The following is an 18,514-nucleotide window of genomic DNA, read 5'->3' on the forward strand; positions in this document are numbered from 1 at the left end:
CTCGGCATTCGCGTGTATGGCGAATGTGGGAAGCGATGTGCTGCGGATTCACGTCGAGAATGGATGTGTCTCAGCGCTGTTTTCGCGCAAGCATGCCTATCCAACCCGCCCGGTGCCCAGGCATGTCCCGGGCGCGCAGTTCCGCCTGGCGCGCTTCGATCGCGCTTGCGAAGGCATCCTTCATGGCGTCGATGACGCGCCGCTTCTCGGCGAGATCCTCGCTGTCGATCGAAACCTGCTGCGTCATGCCGGCCTCCTTTGTGCGAGGGAATTTTCGATGAACGAGCGTCCGGCGATCAGGAGCACGAGCTCGTCCCTAGTGCCGGCCTGGTACTCTTCGATCAGCATTCGGCCATATCGCTGCGCCTGTGCGCTATTGCGCGACCACCGATATTCGTCACACAACCGGTCGTAGACGCGCTGAAGCGCGTCGAGGTCTTCCGGCAACAAAGCTGTGCTGCTGGACGCTCGCAATGGACGCACGCCGATCCCCTCTGCCATCGAATGTTAGGACAGTCTTGCGGTCAATACATTGCCAGCAACACGCAAGGATTGAACCCCTGGCGAATCAGGGGTTCGTGTGATTTTCTTTGTCAAGGGGGCGTGATGGGAGAGGGATGGCTACCCTCATAGTGCGGCACGGACAACCTGCGTAGGGCGGCTCGACTTTTCGGACTTTGCGAGCGACACTCGCCTGGGTTGTGTCCCGTCGAGTGGTGTAACTCGGCGGTAGCGAAGCCGCTCGGGAGCGCGCCCTCAACAGCGCTGTAGCGAGCGAGCGGCTAGCAGCGGTCATCGATGTTCCCCGGTAGGGTCGGGTTGCTCACACCAACCTGATTCGAAGGAAGCACCGATGACCGATGCCATGATGAACCTGCGCATGCTCGTGGAGAAGACCCCCGACGCCGATATTCTGCGCGAGATGATCGGCTTTGCCGCTGAACGGCTGATGGAGATGGAGGTGGGTGCCTCCACCGGCGCCGGCTATGGCGAGAAGAACCCGTTGCGCACGGCCCAGCGCAACGGATATCGCGACCGGGACTGGGAGACGCGAGCCGGCACCGTCGAGCTGCGCATCCCCAAGCTCAGGAAAGGCACCTACTTCCCTTCGTTCCTGGAGCCGCGGCGCATGGCTGAGAAGGCGCTGACGGCGGTGATCCAGGAGGCTTACATTCAGGGCATCTCGACCCGCTCGGTCGACGACCTGGTCAAGGCCATGGGCATGAGCGGCGTCTCCAAGAGCCAGGTCAGCCGGCTCTGCGAGGAGATCGACGGCAAGGTGAAGGCCTTTCTCGACCGGCCGATCGAGGGCGACTGGCCATATCTGTGGGTCGATGCCACCTACCTGAAGGTGCGCCGCGGCGGCCGCATCGTCTCCGTCGCTGTGATCATCGCCGTCGGCGTCAACACGGACGGCCGGCGCGAGGTGCTGGGCATGGAGGTCGGCACATCGGAAGCCGAGCCGATCTGGACAGAGTTCCTGCGCAAGCTAACTCGGCGTGGCCTGCGCGGCGTCAGGCTCGTCGTTTCCGATGCCCACGAAGGCATCAAGGCGGCGGTTTCCAAAGTTCTGTGCGCCACCTGGCAGCGCTGCAGGGTTCATTTCGCTCGCAACGTGCTGGCGCATGCCGGAAAGAGTGGCCGTCGTGTCGTGTCGGCCTTCATTGCCACCGCCTTCGCCCAGGAGACGGCAGAGGCGGCAAGCCTGCAATGGCGCGCCGTCGCCGACCAGATCCGCCCGAAAGTGCCGAAGCTCGCCGCCATCATGGACGAGGCCGAGCACGACGTCCTCGCCTACATGAGCTTCCCCAAGGAGCACCGCGTCAAGCTACACTCGATCAATCCGATCGAGCGACTCAATGGCGAGATCAAGCGGCGCACCGAGGTCGTTGGCATCTTTCCCAACGACGATGCCATCGTCCGCCTCGTCGGCGCATTGCTGCTTGAACAAAATGACGAGTGGGCCGTGCAGCGGGCTCGCTACATGACACTGGAAACTATTAGCCAGATGAGTGATGATCCGCTCATCAGCCTGCCGGCAGTGGCACGCTGATCAGTCCGGCCTACGCCGGAGAGCACGGCGACCAAAGCCGTCAGTTACACCACTCCAGTGGGCACGATCCTCGCCTGGGCAACGGTCTCTGAACAAACACTAGCGTTTTGTCGGTAAAACTTCGCTTGACTGGAGCGTCTAAGTAATTGATTTAAGTCGCACGCGGACATGGTGGAATTGGTATACACAACAGACTTAAAATCTGTCGCTTCAATAGCTTACGGGTTCGAGTCCCGTTGTCCGCACCAAATGATTGCACAGACGTCGAAGCGTTCTGGAGAAAACTGAGGCCTTCGCCCTTTACTCCCCCGCAATCTTGAAAGGTTGGTCGACGGTCGCGTTCTTGCCGCTGTTGATGTCGTTGAAGCGGAAGCGCAGGACATAGTCGCCGGCCGGGGCGCCGGTGACGTCGACGGTCAGCGTTGCGTAGATCTCCTGGTTACGGAGATAGCCGGTGAAGGTGAAGTCGCCGAAGGCCTTGCGGGTCGCGAGCACTTCGCCCTTGGGGTTGACGATGTCGAGATCGACGGTGAAGCGCGTTTCAAGCTTGCCCTTGGCGCTTGCCTCCTTCCAGGTCAGCCCAACCGGTTCGACATAGGAAACAATCGTTTCGCCCGCCTTGAAGACCGAATCCTGCTTCGGCTCGTACATCGCATAACCTGCCGGTTCGGCCGTGACGAAAATCGCCTTGCCAATCGTGAAGGGGAGGGTTTGCGAGAACGCGCTGAGAGCGTCGCGCAGCGTTTCCCGGGCGCCTGCCGCGTCGCCGGAGCTTGCCTGCTTTTCAGCTTCCGCCGCCGCGTCGGAGAGCGGCCCCGCTTCGGCTTCGCAAACGACGAGCGCCGAAGCCGCAAGCGAGAGTATCGCAAGCATGGGCAGGTAGTTCGCCATCGCACTTCCCCAAGCATCCCGACTGCTCAAACTGTCGGCATTTGAGAGCGCAAGTCAAGACAAGGAAGGTTGTGCCGACTGCAGCAGATCGGCGTAGGATGACGTCCCGAGCCGTTCTCTGCGGCCGAACCGCGAGACGCGCCAAATCGATGGTTTCAACGACAGCAATGTGCGATAGCGACAGCAATCTCAAAACGAACGGATGAATGTGACGAGATGAAGCAGGAAGTTGAACAGGCGGCCGCGGCGATGCGCGAAATCTTTCCGGCGACGCCGCTGCAGCTCAACGACCATCTGAGCGCGCGTTACGGCGCCACGGTCTATCTGAAGCGCGAGGATCTTTCGCCGGTGCGCTCCTACAAGATCCGCGGCGCCTTCAACTTCTTCCGCAGGGCGCTTGCGGCGGGGGCCTCGGGCAAGACCTTCGTTTGCGCCTCTGCGGGCAACCATGCGCAGGGTTTCGCCTTCGTCTGCCGGCACTTCGGCGTTCCGGGCATCGTCTTCATGCCGGTGACGACGCCGCAGCAGAAGATCGACAAGACCCGCATCTTCGGCGGCGAATACATAACGATCCGCCTCGTCGGCGATATCTTCGACCATTGCTACAAGGCCGCACGCGACCACGTGGAGGCGATCGCCGGCGTCATGGTGCCGCCTTTCGATCACCCCGATATCATAGAGGGGCAGGCGACCGTCGCGGCGGAAATTGTCGAGCAATTGCCGGACGGCATGATCCCCGATCTCGTCGTGCTGCCCGTCGGCGGCGGCGGACTGGCGGCTGGCGTGACCGGCTATTTCGCCGATGCTCTGACGACCGATCGGTTTATCTTCTGTGAGCCGGAGGGTGCGCCGAGCTTTAGGCGCAGCCTCGAGGCGGGCAGCGTCGTCACGCTCGATCAGGTGGACAATTTCGTCGACGGCGCGGCGGTGGCGCGGATCGGCGATCTCAATTTTGCAGCGCTCAGCGGCTTTGCGCCTGAGCAGGTCATGCTCCTTGCAGAAAACGCGATCTGCCTGACGATCACCGAGATGCTGAACGTCGAAGGCGTCGTTCTCGAGCCGGCCGGCGCGTTGTCCATTACCGCCCTCGAAGCACTCGGCCGCGAAGGGCTCGAAGGCAAGACGGTGGTCGCCGTCGTTTCCGGCGGCAATTTCGACTTCGAGCGCCTTCCCGACGTGAAGGAGCGGGCGATGCGTTACGCGGGCTTGAAGAAATACTTCATCCTGCGCATGGCGCAGCGGCCGGGCGCCTTGCGCGACTTCCTGAATATGCTGGGCGAGGAGGATGACATTGCCCGGTTCGAATATCTCAAGAAATCGGCGCGCAACTTCGGCTCCGTCCTGATCGGCATCGAGACCAAGCACGCGGAAAATTTCCCGCTGCTGAAGCAGCGCTTCGATGCGGCGGGGCTGCGCTACCAGGATATTACCGAGAACGAGATTCTGGCCAATCTGGTCATCTGACGGGCCGTCGCCGCCTGGCTGCGCGAGCCAACCAACTTTGGCTTTGACAGAGACTGCAGCCACGGCTAACCATGAGACATGGCATCGTTTTTCTCGAAATTGTTCGGCTTGTCCGGTGGCTCCGAAAAGCAGGCTGAGCCTGTCCCAGGCAAGGCTGAGTCCTATGCGGATTGCCTGATCCGCGCCACGCCGATGCGCGAGGGCGCGCAATTCCGGCTCGCCGGCAGCATCGAAAAGGCGATGCCGGACGGCGCCACGAAGGTGCGCAATTTCATTCGTGCCGATCTCTTCACCTCCGAGCAGGACGCCATTGATTCGGCGCTCCGCAAGGGGCGACAGATCGTCGACGAGCAGCGCTCCGCGCTCTTCTCCGACGATGCTCCGTCTCGCTCCGTGTGACGGCATAAATACCGCACATTCAGTCGGTTATGAAGTTTTTCTAAGGCTATAGCTCAATTCTGCTCAGGGCGGGATTCTCATCCTACCGAGCGAGCATCCGCGCATGCGCCGCTCGGCAGAACGGCGCATGCTAGACTCGCCGTTACGCTCAAAGCCTGATGCGAAAGCGGGCGAAGCCGTCAGCGCCGTCGCCGGCGTCTTCGACGGTAACGGCCTTGACCTCAGCCAGGAATTGCCTCGCCTTCGGGCTGCTGTCGAAGACGACGCTGGTGTCTTTGAGCGGCGCAAACTTCCAATTGGCGTCGGCCGACGGGTTGATCGTCCCTTGCTCCACAATGTAGCGGACGATCACGTCGCGATTGGTATCGGGGGCGACGAAGACGACCTTGTCGGCGGCGATGTCCGGAAAATGCCCGCCGCCGCCGGCGCGATAATTATTGGTCGCCACGACGAATTTCTGGGCCGGATCGATTGGCTTACCGTCGTACTGCAGGTCGCGGATGCGGTTCGCAGCCGCGTTCACCAGATTGCCGTCCTTGTCGTATTTGGCCGGCTGGGAAAGGTCGATCTGATAGGTGACGCCGTCGATCACGTCGAAATTGTAGGACGGGAAATCGCCGTTGATCAGGTTCGCATCGGTCGATCTGGAAGCGATCTGATTGAAGATGCCGGCGGACATTTCGAGCCAGTTGTGCACCTGCTCGCCGGTGATGACGACCGCCTGCACGGTGTTTGGATAGAGGTAGAGATCGGCGACGTTCCTGATGGCAATGTCGCCCGCCGGAACGTCCGTATAGTAGTCTGCACCGCCGCGCCCGCCGGCCTTGAAAGGGGCTGCCGCGGAAAGCACCGGCAGGTCCTTGTGCTCGGTGTCCTTCAGCATGTCGCGGATATACCAGGTCTGCGCCTGGCTGACGATCTGCACGGAGGGATCGTCGGCGACGAGGGCGAAATAGGAATAGAGCGGCGCCGAGGTCTTGCCGACGGGCGTGCGGACATAGGCGAGCGTCGCCTCGTGGTCCTTCTGCGCCGCCGCCAGCACTTCCGGCTTGTCACCGACCTCGGCAATGACCTTTTTTTCCTCCCGCCGATAGATCGGCCGTGCCTCGCTCGTCGAACTGATCACGCGCCATGCGCCGCCGTCGCGCTCGAGAAGCAGATCGATCAAGCCGAGATGGGAGCCCCAGAAGCCGCCCATCACGCCGGGTTTGCCCGAGATGAGCCCTGTCTTGTTGTCAACGCCGGCGACCGCCTCGAACTTCGGCCCCGGGAAATCGAGATGGCTGTGCCCGGTGACGATGGCGTCGATGCCGTCGATGGCCGCCAAAGGGACCGAGGCGTTTTCGAGGTTTTCGGCATAGGCCTGTTGTCCGATGCCGGAGTGGGAAAGGGCGATGACGATATCGGCGCCTTCCTCGCGCATCTGCGGCACCCAGGCTGCCGCTGCCCTGACGATGTCGCGGGCGTTTGCCTTTCCTTCGAGGTTCTTGGCATCCCACGTCATGATCTGCGGCGGTACGAAGCCGATCAGGCCGATGCGGATCGGGTGCTCCTGGCCGGCTCCGTCCTTAACCTTGCGATCGAGGATGACGTAGGGCTTGAGGAAAAGTTCGTCCTGTCGGGGACCGGCGGCGAGCACGCCCTTGGTCAGATTGGCGCAGACGATCGGAAAATTCGCGCCGTCCAGCACGTTGAACATGAAGTCCAGGCCGTAATTGAACTCGTGGTTGCCAAGCGTGCCGCAATCGTAGCGGAGCACGTTCATGGCGGCGATGATCGGGTGAACGTCGCCCTCCTTCATGCCGCGTTTGTAGGCAATGTAATCGCCCATCGGGTTGCCCTGAAGGAAGTCGCCATTGTCGACGAGGACGGCATTGGTCGCCTCGGCACGGATCGCGTCGATAATCGAGGCGGTGCGTGCGAGGCCCAACGTGTCGTTCGGCTTGTCGGCGTAGTAGTCGTAGGGGAACACATGCACATGCAGGTCGGTCGTCTCCATGATCCTGAGATGGGCCTGGTTGGCGGCAGCTTTGACGGAGAAGGGATGCAGCACGGCGAGAGCTGACGAGGCGGCCAAGCCGCCGAGCAAGGCGCGGCGGGAAATGGGATGCGGTGCGGTCGTCGATGACATGGCGGTCTCCGTATTCAAACCTCGTTCGGGCATATCAAACCGTGCAAGCGCCGGCAATCGCGCGTCCGGGCCTGCAACCTGACCGCGCGACTATGGCCGATGGCGGCCGAACGGCAAAGCGGCGGATTCTTGTCTCTTCCTCGCCGGCATCCGTCGACCGGTAAAGCTTTATTCAAGTTCTAGCTTTATGCACCGGACAAGTGAAACCGGAAGTTTTCTACGCGCATGCCAAACGCCAATCTCATGCTCCTGCTTGCCGAGGCCTTGGTTTATGTCGCGTCGATGATCGGGCTTCTGCACTTGCGCGCCCGTCTGGGGCTCGGGGTCTTCGTGGCTGCGCTTGGCGTCATGCATTTCATCGAGACTTATCTTGCCGCCGTTTTCTACGTTCAACTGCCGTTCGGGGTGATTTCTCCCGGCTCGGCCGTGTTCTTTTCCGGCAAGCTCATGATGATCCTTCTCCTTTATGTGAAGGAGGACGCGGCGACGGTCCGCCAGCCGATCTACGGGTTGCTCGCCGGTAACTTCCTGACCGTGGCGCTCAGCCTGCTCTTGAGGCGACATGATACGGTATCGATCGTCGCCGGCCGTGTCGCCGATATCGCCTTCATCGACGAGATGGGCTGGCTGATGGTCTGGGGTACGACGCTCCTCTATTTCGATTCCCTGATCATCATCCTGCTTTACGAGAAGCTCGGTCGATGGTTCCGCCGCTTCGTCACGATGCGCTTCCTGATCTGCGGCGTCGTCGTGCTGACATTCGACCAAGTCGGCTTCTATGCCGCGCTCCACTTTGTGAATGGCGCGCCCGCAGACGTGTTCTGGGGCGGGTGGATGGCCAAGATGCTGGCGGCACCCTTCTATGCCGTCGCCATCGGCTTTTATCTCAACGCCTCGCGCCATACTTTCCTGGCGATCTCGGACCGGCCGCTCGGCGACGTCTTCAACGACCTCACCTTCCGCGAACGCTACGAGGATCTGTTGTCGCGTTCGGGTCGCGATACCCTGACGGGTGCGCTGGACCGTGGCCGCTTCGAAGCGGAGGGGCAGCGGATGATCCGCGATGCGGTGGCGCAAAGTGCCCCGGTCAGCCTGATGATCATCGATGTCGACCGTTTCAAGAGCGTCAACGATCAGTTCGGCCATTTGGAAGGCGATCGCGTGCTGCAGAAACTGGCCGAAACGGTAAGAGCAAAGCTCCGACCCACGGACCTCTTGTTCCGCTACGGCGGTGAGGAGTTCGTCGTGCTCTGCCCGGGGCTCCCCTATGCGGATGCGCACGCGCGGGCTGAGGACATACGGCTCGCCGTCTCCGCTGGAGTTAAGACGCCGAACGGGCACCCGGTTACCGCGAGCTTCGGCGTTTCATCGACGCTTGCCGACGGTGCCGGGATTCACGAACTGCTGGCGCAAAGGGATATTCGCCTCTACGCGGCCAAGAATACCGGCCGCAACCGCGTCGTCGGGCGCTGATCCACGCGGCTGTCAAATGCCGACATTCGGGCGGTCGATGATCTCGCGCAGCGAAAAGCTCGAATTGATTTTCACCACATGCGGCAGCGCCGACAGCCAATCGCGGTGAATGCGCTCGTAGTCTTCGAGATCCCTTGCTGCCACACGTAGGATGTAATCGTATTCCCCCGACATCAGATAGCAGACGAGCACGTTCGGGCAGAGTTTGACGGCCGATTCGAATTCGGCGAGCGTCTTGGCGAACTGTCCGGAGAGCGAAATGTGCACGATGACCATGATCTTGTAGTCGAGCGCCTTGTGCGCAATGCGGGCGTGATAGCCGGCGATCGTGCCGGTTTTCTCGAGGATGTCGACCCGCCGCGAGCAGGCGGAAGGCGATAGCCCGACCTTGGCGGCGAGATCGGCGTTGGAGATCCTGCCGTCCTGCTGCAGGATGCGCAGAATCGAACGATCAATGGCGTCCAGGTTGCTCATTCGCACTTTCCCTCAAAAATGCCGTATTACTTGCAATAAACTACGAAATGCATGCGCCGATGAACGCGTCTTTGCAAGGACATTCTCGACGCCATCTGTTTTGCTTGTCTCACCATCAATGTTGCGAAAGCGCACAGACAGGAGAGGACGCAAAGATGCGTGTCGGTTGCCCGAAGGAAATCAAAAATCATGAATACAGGGTCGGACTGACGCCCGGATCGGTGCGGGAATACGTCGCCCACGGCCACGAGGTGATCGTGGAAACCAAGGCCGGGGCGGGGATTGGGGCGGACGACGACGCCTACCGCGCCGCGGGCGCGCGGATCGTTCCGACGGCCAAGGACGTGTTCGAAAGATCGGACATGGTCGTCAAGGTCAAGGAGCCGCAGCCTTCCGAATGGACGCAGCTGCGCGAAGGCCAGATTCTCTATACTTATCTTCATCTGGCGCCGGATCCCGAACAGACGAGGGGACTGCTGAATTCGGGTGTCACCGCCATCGCCTATGAGACGGTAACGGATGAGCGCGGCGGCTTGCCGCTGCTGGCTCCGATGTCTGAAGTGGCAGGCCGTCTCGCTATCCAGGCTGGTGCCACCTCTCTTCAAAAGGCCAATGGCGGCCGGGGTATCCTGCTCGGCGGGGTGCCCGGCGTTCTTCCCGCCAAGGTAGCGATCATTGGTGGCGGCGTCGTCGGTCTGCACGCCGCTAAAATGGCTGTCGGTCTTGGCGCCGATGTTTCGATCCTCGACCGCTCGATCCCGCGCCTGCGCCAACTTGACGACATCTTCAACGGTCGCGTCCACACTCGCTATTCGACGATCGACGCCCTGGAGGATGAGGTGTTTTCCGCCGACCTGGTGATCGGTGCCGTGCTGATCCCCGGTGCCGCTGCGCCGAAGCTCGTCACCCGCGAAATGCTGTCGGGCATGAAGAAGGGTGCGGTGATCGTGGACGTCGCCATCGACCAGGGCGGCTGCTTCGAGACCTCGCACGCGACGACCCATTCCGAGCCGACCTATGAGGTGGACGGCATCGTGCACTATTGCGTCGCCAATATGCCGGGCGCCGTGCCGATCACCTCTGCCCACGCACTCAACAATGCGACGCTCTATTACGGCCTGCAGCTTGCCGACCGCGGCCTGAAGGCGATTGCCGAGGACCGGCATTTGCGGGCGGGCCTCAACGTTCATCGGGGCCGGGTGACGAATGCGCCTGTCGCCGAGGCGCTCGGCTATGATTCCCATGCGCCGGAGAGCGTGCTCAACGTCGCCTGAGCGGACCGCGTCAAACCGGTCCGGCGTCCTCGGATGTCGGGCCGGTCTTCAGGTCGTTTCGATGCGGCACTGGTAGCAATTGTTCTTGGCGGAGCGCACGTGCACAGAGGCGACCTCCGGCCGCGCCAGCAGCTCTTCTGCCCGTTGCTCGAGCATTTCGGCAGGGACGACGCCGCCGGTCCCGTAGACGATGCGCTCGTTGGAACCGTGTCCACGAAGCAGGTATTCCTTGCTGGATGTGAGGATAGGCGGGAGCAGGGACCCGTCCGGCGCAGGGCATGCATCAGCATGCATGAAGATCGGTCCGGTTTCAGCGTAAGGCTGGGCTGACGAAAAGGGGCGATAGGCAAGGATCAGGTAGGCCTGGCCCTCCTTGACATTGCGCAGCCAGTGCCGGCACGGAACGCCCACGCCGTCTGAGATTTGCCGCTCCGGCAGATTGCCATAAGCGTCCCGGCCACCCTGCCGTAGCCATTCCGCTTCCACGTCAGACATCGCGATGTAACGCAGCGCCATTGGGTCTCTCCTCGTCGTTTTGAAGCGTCGAGAAGAATGGCGCCTTGTGTTTGTTGCGACACCCGAAACTTGCCGCAGGCGGCCGTTCAGAGCTTCTTTGCGAAGGTAAGGAGTTCGTCGTCGCTCAGAGGCCGAACGATCGCCTCCCGCGTCGCGACCGGGGAAAAGCCGAACTGCTGATAGAGCTGCAGGGCGCGGGGATGATCGAGATTGTTCGTGGTGACTGTGACCTTGCTCGGGTCCATCGCCCAGGCAGAAAACAAGGTCTGCAGCAGGAACCATTTGCCGAGGCCGAGGCCGAGCGCGTGTTCCATCAGCCCGAAATGGGTAAGTTCGATGACGTCGCCATCCCGCTGCTGCAGTTCGAAGAAGCCGGCGGGAGCACCATTGACGTAGAGGACCGTCAGGTTCGTCCGCTTGTCGTGGACCACCGCCGCCAGGTCTTCGTCGCTCATCCGCAGCCGCTCCGCCCAGTGCCAGCGCTTGCCGACGCGCAGATAGAGAAAGCGATAATAGGGGAGCGGAATGTCGGACACTCGCAGGATCGCGGTGTGTATATTGACGGGCACCGGCAGGCTTTGCTTCGGCGGCGAGGTCATCTCGAGTTCAGTCACGTGTGCCGTGATCGCACCAGGCTTCGATCCTTGCATGGTTCTCACTCTCTACCGATTGCGACCGGGGTATCGGGCCGGCCGCCCCATTCCGACCAGGAACCATCATAGAGCGTATTGTCCGTATGTCCCAATGATTGAAGCGCCAGCGTGATGATTGCAGCCGTCACGCCGGATCCGCAGGTCGTGACGACCGGCTTCGTCAGGTCGATACCGGCATTCGCGAAGATTTGGCGCAACGTGTCGAGGTCCTTGAGCTTGCCTCTTTCGGAAAAGACGCCGGAGGGAAGGCTTCTGGCGCCAGGCATATGGCCCGATCGCATGCCGGCACGCGGCTCCGGCTCCTCGCCGCGGAAGCGGCCGGCGCTCCGTGCATCGGCAACCTGGGCGAGTCGGTTCTCGACCGTATCCTTCATCCGCTCGAAGGAGGTGACGGCCTTCGCGTCGAAGCCCGCATGGAAGCTGCGCGGCGCGGGCCTCGGGATTTCGGCGGTCGTCGGTCTGCCCTCCGCCTTCCAGCCGTCCATGCCGCCGTCAAGAACGAACACGTTCTTCGCGCCCATGATGCGGAAGATCCACCAGACCCGGGGCGCCGTGAAGATGCCCGGTCCGTCGTAGACCACGATCGTGTCGTTCTCCCCGATGCCCATCGCCCCGACTGCTTCGGCAAAAGCTTCCGCAGACGGCAGGGTGTGCGGCAACCCGCTTGCCTGGTCGGCGATCGCATCCTGGTCGAAGAACACCGCTCCGGGGATATGTGCGGCTTCGTATTCCGCCTTGGGGTCGCGCTTTTGCGCCGGCAGGTACCAGGCGGCGTCGACGATCTTGATCTTGGGATCGTCGAGGTGCTGCTCGAGCCAATCCGGGGAAACGACGAAGGCGCTTCTTTTGTTATTATCGTTGGTCATGTCGTTTCCTCCGTGGACTCAAGGGGCATCACGGTCTTCGGCCGATCCGAAACGGATCCGGAAGCGCCGGTTCTCCTTACCCTTCTTTTCGATCTTGGATATGTGAATCGCGCCTACCTCCTGCGTCTCCGAAACGTGGGTGCCGCCGCAAGGCTGGCTGTCGATGGCGGAGTTTTCGCCGATACACACGAGGCTCACGCGCCCCATGCCGATGGGTGGGCGGACATTCTTGGATTTGACGATGCCCGGATTGGCGGCAAGCTCCTCGTCGGTGATCCATTGCACGTAGACCGGATGATTCGCCTCGACGAGCTTCATCAGCGCCGTCGTGACCTCATCCTTGTCGATCGTCTCGCTCATGTCGAAGTCGACCCGGCTCTCCTCCTCGCCGACGGCGGCGCCGGTGATCGGGAAGGGGCAGACGACCGACAGCAGGTGGCAAGCCGTGTGCATCCGCATCAGCCGGTAGCGACGCGGCCAGTCGATGTGGAGAACGACCTTCTCGCCGATCGTCGGCCGTGCGTGTCCATCGGCGGGGACATGGATGATGACATGCTTGGTTGCGCCCTGCCGCGTGTCCACGATGGGGATACGGCTGCCATCCTCTCGCTCGAAGAAACCGGTGTCGCCAGGCTGTCCGCCCGACATTGCATAGAAGCAGGTCTGATCGAGTTCGATCCCGCCGTCTTCCAGTATGGCCGCGACGCTTGCTTCGCAGGTCGAGAGGTAGAAATCCTCGCGGAAGAGGGCGGTCACGGTCCTGGTCATTGCAAGGATTATCCGACTGGTTCGTAGGGAACGGTGATATTCGAATTTCTGTTCAGCCAGGCCGGTACCGGCAGGCCTTTCGAGGCAAGGAAGTCCGGATTGAAGAGCTTCGACTGATAGCGGTTACCATAGTCGCAAAGGATCGTCACGATCATATGCCCAGGACCGAGCTCGCGCGCAAGTCGAACGGCGCCGGCGATATTGATGCCCGTGGAACCGCCGACGCAGAGGCCTTCTCTTTCGATGAGATCGAAGACGTAGGGCACTGCTTCCGAATCGGGAATCTGATAGGCGAAATCGGGTGTAAAGCCTTCGAGATTCGCGGTGACGCGCCCCTGGCCGATGCCCTCGGTGATCGAGCTCCCGCTCGCCTTGAGTTCACCGTGGGCGTAGTAATTGTAAAGTGCCGCACCTTCCGGATCGGCAATGCCGATCTTGACGGCCGGGTTTCTGGCCCGCAATCCCTGCGCCACTCCGGCGAGCGTCCCGCCGGAGCCGACGGCGCAGATGAACCCGTCGACCTTGCCGTCGGTGTCGCGCCAGATCTCCGGCGCTGTTGTCTGGACATGCGCTTCCCGGTTCGCAACGTTATCGAACTGGTTCGCCCAAATGGCGCCGTTCGGATCGGTCTTGGCGAGTTCGGCTGCCAGTCGGCCCGAAACCTTCACATAGTTGTTGGGGTTCTTGTATGGCACGGCCGGAACCTCGACCAGTTCAGCCCCGAGAAGGCGCAACGCGTCCTTCTTTTCCTGGCTCTGCGTTTCCGGAATCACGATGACGGTGCGATATCCGAGCGCGCTGCCGACAACCGCCAGCCCAATGCCGGTGTTGCCGGCAGTTCCTTCGACGATCACGCCACCGGGGCGCAACTGACCGGCCTTCTCGGCCTCGCGAATGATCCACAGCGCCGCCCGGTCCTTCACCGATTGCCCCGGATTGAGGAATTCCGCCTTGCCGAGGATGGTGCAGCCGGTGGCTTCGGACACGGCGTTGAGCCGGATCAACGGCGTATTGCCGATCGCTTCGAGCACGGACGGATAGACACTCATCTTAGAAAACCTCACGCTGGACGGAACGGACGCCGGGCCTCAGCCAAGCATTAACCTCGACGAACGGCAAGCGATAAACCTTTGGAGTAAGAGCAGGATCGCCGAAATATTGGCGTGTTTTCGGCGCACTCTGTTCAATAGGCAAGAAATAGCGTTTCGCCGCTTTCCTGTCCGGGGCAAAAATCGTCTCCGCTGTCAATCGACGGGCGGGAAGCGGAGACTGTGGGCAGGATTTTGCCGTCGGAGAGGCAACTGGTTCGGACGTGCCGAACCTTGCGGGAAGGGAAACCTTTCCTGAACGACGTGCGAGGACGAAAAGATGAACGCATTTACCGCCCGACCCGAGCATGGATGGGCGTGGGTCACCGGCGCAAGCTCCGGAATAGGGCGCGCCGTTGCGCTGCGACTGGTGGAGGAAGGCTATGCGGTCGTCGTCACGGCGCGCAGCCATGAGAAGCTCGTCGCTCTTCAGCATGAGGCCGAAGGACCTGGGAAAATCGTGGTGCTCGACGGTGACGTCACCGATCCGCGCGACATGGAGCGGTTGCTGACGGCGATCGAATACGAGCATGGCCGGGTGGCGCTGGCGATCCTCAATGCGGGCGTCGCCATCCCGGTGCGCGGCGACGACCTTCATCTTGAGGCTTTCGACAGGAGCTTCGCCGTCAATCTGCATGGTGTCGTCAATTGTCTCGTGCCCTTGGTCGAGCATATGAAGACGAACGGACATGGGCAGATCGCCATCATGTCGTCGGTGGCGGGCTATGGCGGCCTGCCCATGAGCGCGGCCTATGGCGCCACCAAGGCGGCTCTCATCAACATGACCGAGAGCCTGAAATTCGATCTCGACCGGATCGGCATACGGCTCCAACTGATTTGTCCCGGCTTCGTCGCGACGCGCGGCACGGTGAAGAGCAACCTTCCGCGCGCCGCCCTCGTCAGCGCCGACGAGGCGGCGGAGTGGATATGCCAGGGACTGAAGTCGAAAAGCTTCGAGATCACCTTTCCGAAACGCTTCACCTATGCCGTCAAGTTGCTGCGGCTGCTGCCATACGGCGCCTATTTCGCCCTCGTCGACTGGCTTGCGTCCGGGCCGGGGCCGCATGGGGCAGCGCCGAAGCACAAGGAGTCTCCCTCCAACAAGCGGCCGCGTCAGGCGGTGTGAAGCACCAGCACTGCGCTGAAGACGAGCATGAGGCCGACCCAGCCGATCGGCTTCAGCTTCTGCCCGAAGAACAGCCGGCCGCAGATCGCCGTGCCGAAGATGCCGGTGCCGCCAAGCACGGCATAGGCGATGGCAAGGTCCATGCCCCTCACGGCTTCGGCAAGCAGGGCGAAGGCGGCGAGCACCAGCAGAATGGAAAGGAGACCCCAGCCGCGCTTTGCGAAACCATTCGACTTCGTTGAAGCGAGATTTGCCGCGACGTCGAGGATGCCGGCCATGACCGCGAAGGCGAAGCAGAGACCGGACGCACTCATACCATTGCTTCCTCCGCCGTCTCTTCCTCGCGAGCCCTCCCGGCATTGACGAGCAACATGCCCCCACGGCCATCGACAGACCGAGCATCTCGCGGCCGGTCAGGACGTGGTCGAAGACGAACACGGAAACAAGGGTGATCAGCGCGACGCCCGAGCCTTCCCAGATCGCACAGGCGACGCCTTCACGGCCCTTGCGAGGAACACGTAGGAGAGGGCGATCGAGGCATACATGACCGCATGGCCGATATAGGCGTCCGACGTCGAGGCTGCCTTCATGACGGTCAGACCGACCACCTCGGTCGCAATCGCGAGCACCAGGAAAAGCCATGCAAAGCGAATGAGGCACCTAAATGAAGATCGGTTGAGGGCAACAAAATGAAAAGAGCCACTCGGGCGCTCGGCGCGAATGGCTCTTTCGAAACTGGCTCCCCGGGCCGGGCCTGGCTCCCAAAGTGGATCTTCTCTTTTAGTGAATAATTCCAAACCGTTAAAAGGTTGTACCAGCGCTGTTCGCTTCGAAGTGCCCACCTTCCACCTGCAGCGTGAGCCCGGAGACTCTCGCGTCGGTCTTGGCGTAGGCGACCACGAAATCCGACCGGTAGTAGCCGTTCCATTTTTTGCACCTGTTCCATTGCCTCGACATTGCAGAGCTGAATAATTCGGTCCTCCGCAGCCAATTGCCTGAGCGCCGCCAACGCCTGGCTGCTGCGCGGATCGGCAAGGACGCTTGCGGAGAACAGTTCCTTGGCGCGCACCATGCCGCCCTTTCCCGGCGCCGAAACAGAGGCGTGAGAGCCTGCCCCGATTTGATCTGCTTGACGGTGGATAGCTCAGATGGGGGCTCAATCCTTCCTTCGACTGCGAGGGGGGACTCCTGTGATATTTGCGTCGGAGGCACGGCGAGAATTTCGACAGCAATACTCTGCTCTGCCGGCGGAGTTTGTAGCTTCTTCGTTGGAACCAAGCCGGCACGAGCAGAAGGAGCACATGAAGCGCCGCTGAGGCTGCGACGCTGCTCAAAAGTGTGGGAGTCTGTCCTCCGCTTCCCCTGCCGATCGGCAAAGCAGTCTTCATATCATCTGCCCGAATGGTGTGCGGATTTTCCGGGCGAAGCGCGACGATCGGTCGGGGCCACCGAGCGGTCTTCTACCTCAATCGACCCGGCGCAGACGTTCTGCAAACACGCCTATATTAGTGCCGCGGCCGATGACGACGATGCGGCTACCGGCTGCCAGGCCTTGCCTGAAGGTGTCTGGGACGCCGCAAATGCTTTCGAAGATAAACGGGAGCCCTTGCAGATCAATGGGTGAACTGCATCGACGGCCGCCGTAACGATCGGCGTCTGCTACGGTAAAAGGGAGCTCGACCTGGTGGCCAGCGATCAACGCAAGCATCATCGGAGGGGCGATGACGACGACATCTTTTCCGAGAACGTAACCGAAGAACACAGCGCCGAGGATGCCGACAGCCTTCTTGACGGGGCTGCCCGGCGTGACGTCCATGCCTTTCCGGGCAATCCAGAGCAGCAGCACCGCAGAGGCTAGACCGGCCGCAACTCCTGGAAAGTTTGTCCTGGACGTCCATTCGATCGATGGCAGGAAGTCATACCCGACCATCTTGGGGAACAACGGCAGCATACCGAGCAGTAGCGAGACGATCAGCAGGATCCCGGCCAGCTTAATACGCGGCTGCCTTGCGACCTCTCCGTTTGAACCAAGCATTAAACCACACACTGCACGTTCGATAGCGATCCTTCTCGAAAGCTCAGTGACATACTCTGGGTTGCAGTTCAAGGCGCCAGTCAGTTATGCGGTGAGTTTGCGTGCGCGGCGTGGACCGTCGTGCCGCCATCGCCCATGGCGAACGGGCGGTAACTTTGACGTCGCCGTCCACTTTGGGCTCAAACGCACCATTCCCGGTCCGCGTCCACTACCGCCGCAGGGTAGAAGGCGCAACTAGCCGATGTAGAGCGCGCCAGTAAGCGAGGTTGTTCCTGTGCTGACGACGGCTGCGGCATCCGAGTCGCTAAAAGGCTTGGTCGCCATCAACGGTGGCCAAACAATTGCCGATCAACTTAGAAGTGCTGGCAGTCAGCACTTGAAAACCAAAGGTCCTTGTAGATTGCAACGGCCGTCTCGTCTGGCGAGCGATCCCGCGTCAGCCAGACCGAGCGTATCGACCATGCATCGGCCGAAGCTGGGAACTTGCTGCATTCGGCACTATCCGGTGCACCGACGCAGGGAATGAACCAAGCCGGCATTAGTGGTCGCGCTTTGTAGCCTGCGGTTGTCCGAGTGATCAGGACTGCAAGACCGGTCCTCTTATTTGCCTGCCAAGGAAAGATTAGCCGGCCTCCCGGGCGCAGTGCTTCTAGCCAGTGCGCTGGGAGCGCCACGACGCCGGCACTCACATAGACGAGATTGGCGCTCTGCATGGGCAAAGCCGTTGCGTCGTCATTGGTGAGCGCAACTCCGTCAAACGGCTCGAGGTTTTCCCGCGCCCGGTCGGCTAAGCGCCGGTCTACCTCAAAAGCTTGAACATGCCCGTTCGGCAGCACGAGCATCGCGAGCAGCGCGGTGTAATAGCCGGTTCCCGCCCCAACATGAACTACCATCTCACCGGCTTTGGGGGCAGCAGCGCCTATTAAGGCCGCGTGGAGGAGTGGTTCGCCGTTGTTGATGCCCTTTGTGACATCCAGTGCGACAAGGACATTCTGATAGACGTAGCAGGGATCGGCACTGGGGGTCTCCACGTAGCGCCGATTGACCTTGATCTGCCACGGCCCGGGACCCAAGAACGCCTCGCGCGGGACAAGCTCGAAAATCCGCTCAAGCCGTTCACCTGCTGAGTTACTGGCAACCGCCATCATCCTCGCGTGGAATGCGCGTATCTCATCCAAGCTGGCACGGCGATTTGTAGTCATTACCTTCCTCCGTCCGTCCGCAAGATATTTTCGGCCGCCCGCCCACTCCCGTTGGTGACGTAGGCTATAGCGACAGCCCTCAGATGAGAAGCTAAGATCTC

Annotated in this window: 20 protein-coding genes, 1 tRNA gene and 1 pseudogene; 7 read left to right on the forward strand and 15 right to left on the reverse strand. The window is 61.4% G+C overall.

The features are described 5' to 3' along the window. Positions 1 to 70: 70 nt before the first annotated feature. On the reverse strand, positions 71 to 247 hold the full coding sequence (locus tag USDA257_RS37165; protein ID WP_014764386.1) for a hypothetical protein: 177 nt from the start codon (positions 245 to 247) through the stop codon (positions 71 to 73). Next, positions 244 to 483 (reverse strand): hypothetical protein, encoded by a 240-nt coding sequence (locus USDA257_RS37485; protein WP_041415385.1) that lies wholly within the window; start codon positions 481 to 483, stop codon positions 244 to 246. Before USDA257_RS37485 ends, USDA257_RS37165 begins: the two co-directional genes overlap by 4 nt. Positions 484 to 853: 370 nt before the next feature. Between USDA257_RS37485 and USDA257_RS18060 the strand changes: the two genes are divergently transcribed. After that, positions 854 to 2,053, forward strand: a complete 1,200-nt coding sequence (locus USDA257_RS18060; RefSeq protein ID WP_014761859.1) for an IS256 family transposase — start codon at positions 854 to 856, stop codon at positions 2,051 to 2,053. 162 nt (positions 2,054 to 2,215) lie between these two features. Beyond that, positions 2,216 to 2,301 (forward strand) — tRNA-Leu (locus tag USDA257_RS18065). Between the two features lie 52 nt (positions 2,302 to 2,353). Here the strand turns inward: USDA257_RS18065 and USDA257_RS18070 are convergent. After that, complete coding sequence (locus USDA257_RS18070) at positions 2,354 to 2,944, reverse strand: hypothetical protein (RefSeq protein WP_041414379.1); 591 nt, start codon at positions 2,942 to 2,944, stop codon at positions 2,354 to 2,356. A 216-nt stretch (positions 2,945 to 3,160) separates the two neighbouring features. Between USDA257_RS18070 and ilvA the strand changes: the two genes are divergently transcribed. Both ilvA and USDA257_RS18080 read left to right on the forward strand, forming a co-directional pair. Further along, positions 3,161 to 4,408, forward strand: coding sequence for a threonine ammonia-lyase (gene ilvA / locus USDA257_RS18075; protein ID WP_014764388.1), 1,248 nt, complete (start codon positions 3,161 to 3,163; stop codon positions 4,406 to 4,408). Positions 4,409 to 4,486: 78 nt separating this feature from the next. Further along, positions 4,487 to 4,807 carry an HlyU family transcriptional regulator gene (locus USDA257_RS18080; protein ID WP_014764389.1) on the forward strand — a complete coding sequence of 107 codons (321 nt, stop codon included), beginning with the start codon at positions 4,487 to 4,489 and terminating at the stop codon, positions 4,805 to 4,807. Between the two features lie 148 nt (positions 4,808 to 4,955). Here the strand turns inward: USDA257_RS18080 and USDA257_RS18085 are convergent, their stop codons facing one another. Further along, positions 4,956 to 6,938, reverse strand: coding sequence for a bifunctional 2',3'-cyclic-nucleotide 2'-phosphodiesterase/3'-nucleotidase (locus tag USDA257_RS18085; protein ID WP_014764390.1), 1,983 nt, complete (start codon positions 6,936 to 6,938; stop codon positions 4,956 to 4,958). A 225-nt stretch (positions 6,939 to 7,163) separates the two neighbouring features. Between USDA257_RS18085 and USDA257_RS18090 the strand changes: the two genes are divergently transcribed. Beyond that, positions 7,164 to 8,411: a GGDEF domain-containing protein gene (locus tag USDA257_RS18090; protein ID WP_014764392.1), complete on the forward strand. Its 1,248-nt coding sequence runs from the start codon at positions 7,164 to 7,166 to the stop codon at positions 8,409 to 8,411. Positions 8,412 to 8,423: 12 nt separating this feature from the next. Here the strand turns inward: USDA257_RS18090 and USDA257_RS18095 are convergent, their stop codons facing one another. Then, positions 8,424 to 8,885 carry an Lrp/AsnC family transcriptional regulator gene (locus USDA257_RS18095; protein ID WP_014764393.1) on the reverse strand — a complete coding sequence of 154 codons (462 nt, stop codon included), beginning with the start codon at positions 8,883 to 8,885 and terminating at the stop codon, positions 8,424 to 8,426. A 155-nt stretch (positions 8,886 to 9,040) separates the two neighbouring features. Here USDA257_RS18095 and ald point away from each other — a divergent pair, with 155 nt between their 5' ends. Then, positions 9,041 to 10,159 (forward strand): alanine dehydrogenase, encoded by a 1,119-nt coding sequence (gene ald / locus USDA257_RS18100; RefSeq protein WP_014764394.1) that lies wholly within the window; start codon positions 9,041 to 9,043, stop codon positions 10,157 to 10,159. 48 nt (positions 10,160 to 10,207) lie between these two features. On the opposite strand, the gene USDA257_RS18105 is transcribed toward ald, so the two are convergent. The 5 genes from USDA257_RS18105 to USDA257_RS18125 form a co-directional block, all read right to left on the reverse strand. Continuing rightward, positions 10,208 to 10,675, reverse strand: coding sequence for a DUF1203 domain-containing protein (locus USDA257_RS18105; RefSeq protein ID WP_014764395.1), 468 nt, complete (start codon positions 10,673 to 10,675; stop codon positions 10,208 to 10,210). Between the two features lie 86 nt (positions 10,676 to 10,761). Further along, the gene (locus USDA257_RS35560) at positions 10,762 to 11,325 is read right to left on the reverse strand and encodes a GNAT family N-acetyltransferase (RefSeq protein WP_014764396.1); all 564 of its coding nucleotides are present in this window, start codon (positions 11,323 to 11,325) and stop codon (positions 10,762 to 10,764) included. A gap of 5 nt (positions 11,326 to 11,330) precedes the next feature. Beyond that, complete coding sequence (sseA, locus tag USDA257_RS35565; protein WP_014764397.1) at positions 11,331 to 12,194, reverse strand: 3-mercaptopyruvate sulfurtransferase; 864 nt, start codon at positions 12,192 to 12,194, stop codon at positions 11,331 to 11,333. Between the two features lie 18 nt (positions 12,195 to 12,212). Then, a complete protein-coding gene (locus USDA257_RS18120; RefSeq protein WP_014764398.1) occupies positions 12,213 to 12,962 on the reverse strand; it encodes an alanyl-tRNA editing protein in 750 nt (249 codons plus the stop codon). An 8-nt stretch (positions 12,963 to 12,970) separates the two neighbouring features. Next, positions 12,971 to 14,011: a cysteine synthase A gene (locus USDA257_RS18125; protein ID WP_014764399.1), complete on the reverse strand. Its 1,041-nt coding sequence runs from the start codon at positions 14,009 to 14,011 to the stop codon at positions 12,971 to 12,973. A gap of 319 nt (positions 14,012 to 14,330) precedes the next feature. Between USDA257_RS18125 and USDA257_RS18130 the strand changes: the two genes are divergently transcribed. Then, positions 14,331 to 15,176 (forward strand): SDR family NAD(P)-dependent oxidoreductase, encoded by an 846-nt coding sequence (locus USDA257_RS18130; RefSeq protein WP_014764400.1) that lies wholly within the window; start codon positions 14,331 to 14,333, stop codon positions 15,174 to 15,176. Here USDA257_RS18130 and USDA257_RS18135 read toward each other — a convergent pair. The 5 genes and pseudogenes from USDA257_RS18135 to USDA257_RS18150 form a co-directional block, all read right to left on the reverse strand. Then, positions 15,164 to 15,490, reverse strand: a complete 327-nt coding sequence (locus USDA257_RS18135; protein WP_014764401.1) for an SMR family transporter — start codon at positions 15,488 to 15,490, stop codon at positions 15,164 to 15,166. The two genes, USDA257_RS18130 and USDA257_RS18135, sit on opposite strands and share 13 nt — an antisense overlap. Then, a pseudogene (locus USDA257_RS38545) lies at positions 15,487 to 15,829 on the reverse strand (SMR family transporter). The gene USDA257_RS18135 and the pseudogene USDA257_RS38545 overlap by 4 nt, the downstream one beginning before the upstream one ends. Further along, complete coding sequence (locus USDA257_RS38830) at positions 15,772 to 16,248, reverse strand: DUF930 domain-containing protein (RefSeq protein ID WP_144051938.1); 477 nt, start codon at positions 16,246 to 16,248, stop codon at positions 15,772 to 15,774. The pseudogene USDA257_RS38545 and the gene USDA257_RS38830 overlap by 58 nt, the downstream one beginning before the upstream one ends. A 393-nt stretch (positions 16,249 to 16,641) precedes the next feature. Continuing rightward, complete coding sequence (locus USDA257_RS18145) at positions 16,642 to 17,211, reverse strand: hypothetical protein (RefSeq protein ID WP_014764403.1); 570 nt, start codon at positions 17,209 to 17,211, stop codon at positions 16,642 to 16,644. A gap of 353 nt (positions 17,212 to 17,564) precedes the next feature. After that, the gene (locus USDA257_RS18150; RefSeq protein WP_041414380.1) at positions 17,565 to 18,413 is read right to left on the reverse strand and encodes a protein-L-isoaspartate O-methyltransferase family protein; all 849 of its coding nucleotides are present in this window, start codon (positions 18,411 to 18,413) and stop codon (positions 17,565 to 17,567) included. Between the last annotated feature and the right edge of the window lie 101 nt (positions 18,414 to 18,514).

The organism is Sinorhizobium fredii USDA 257 (assembly GCF_000265205.3).
Classification (GTDB): Bacteria; Pseudomonadota; Alphaproteobacteria; order Rhizobiales; family Rhizobiaceae; genus Sinorhizobium; species Sinorhizobium fredii_B.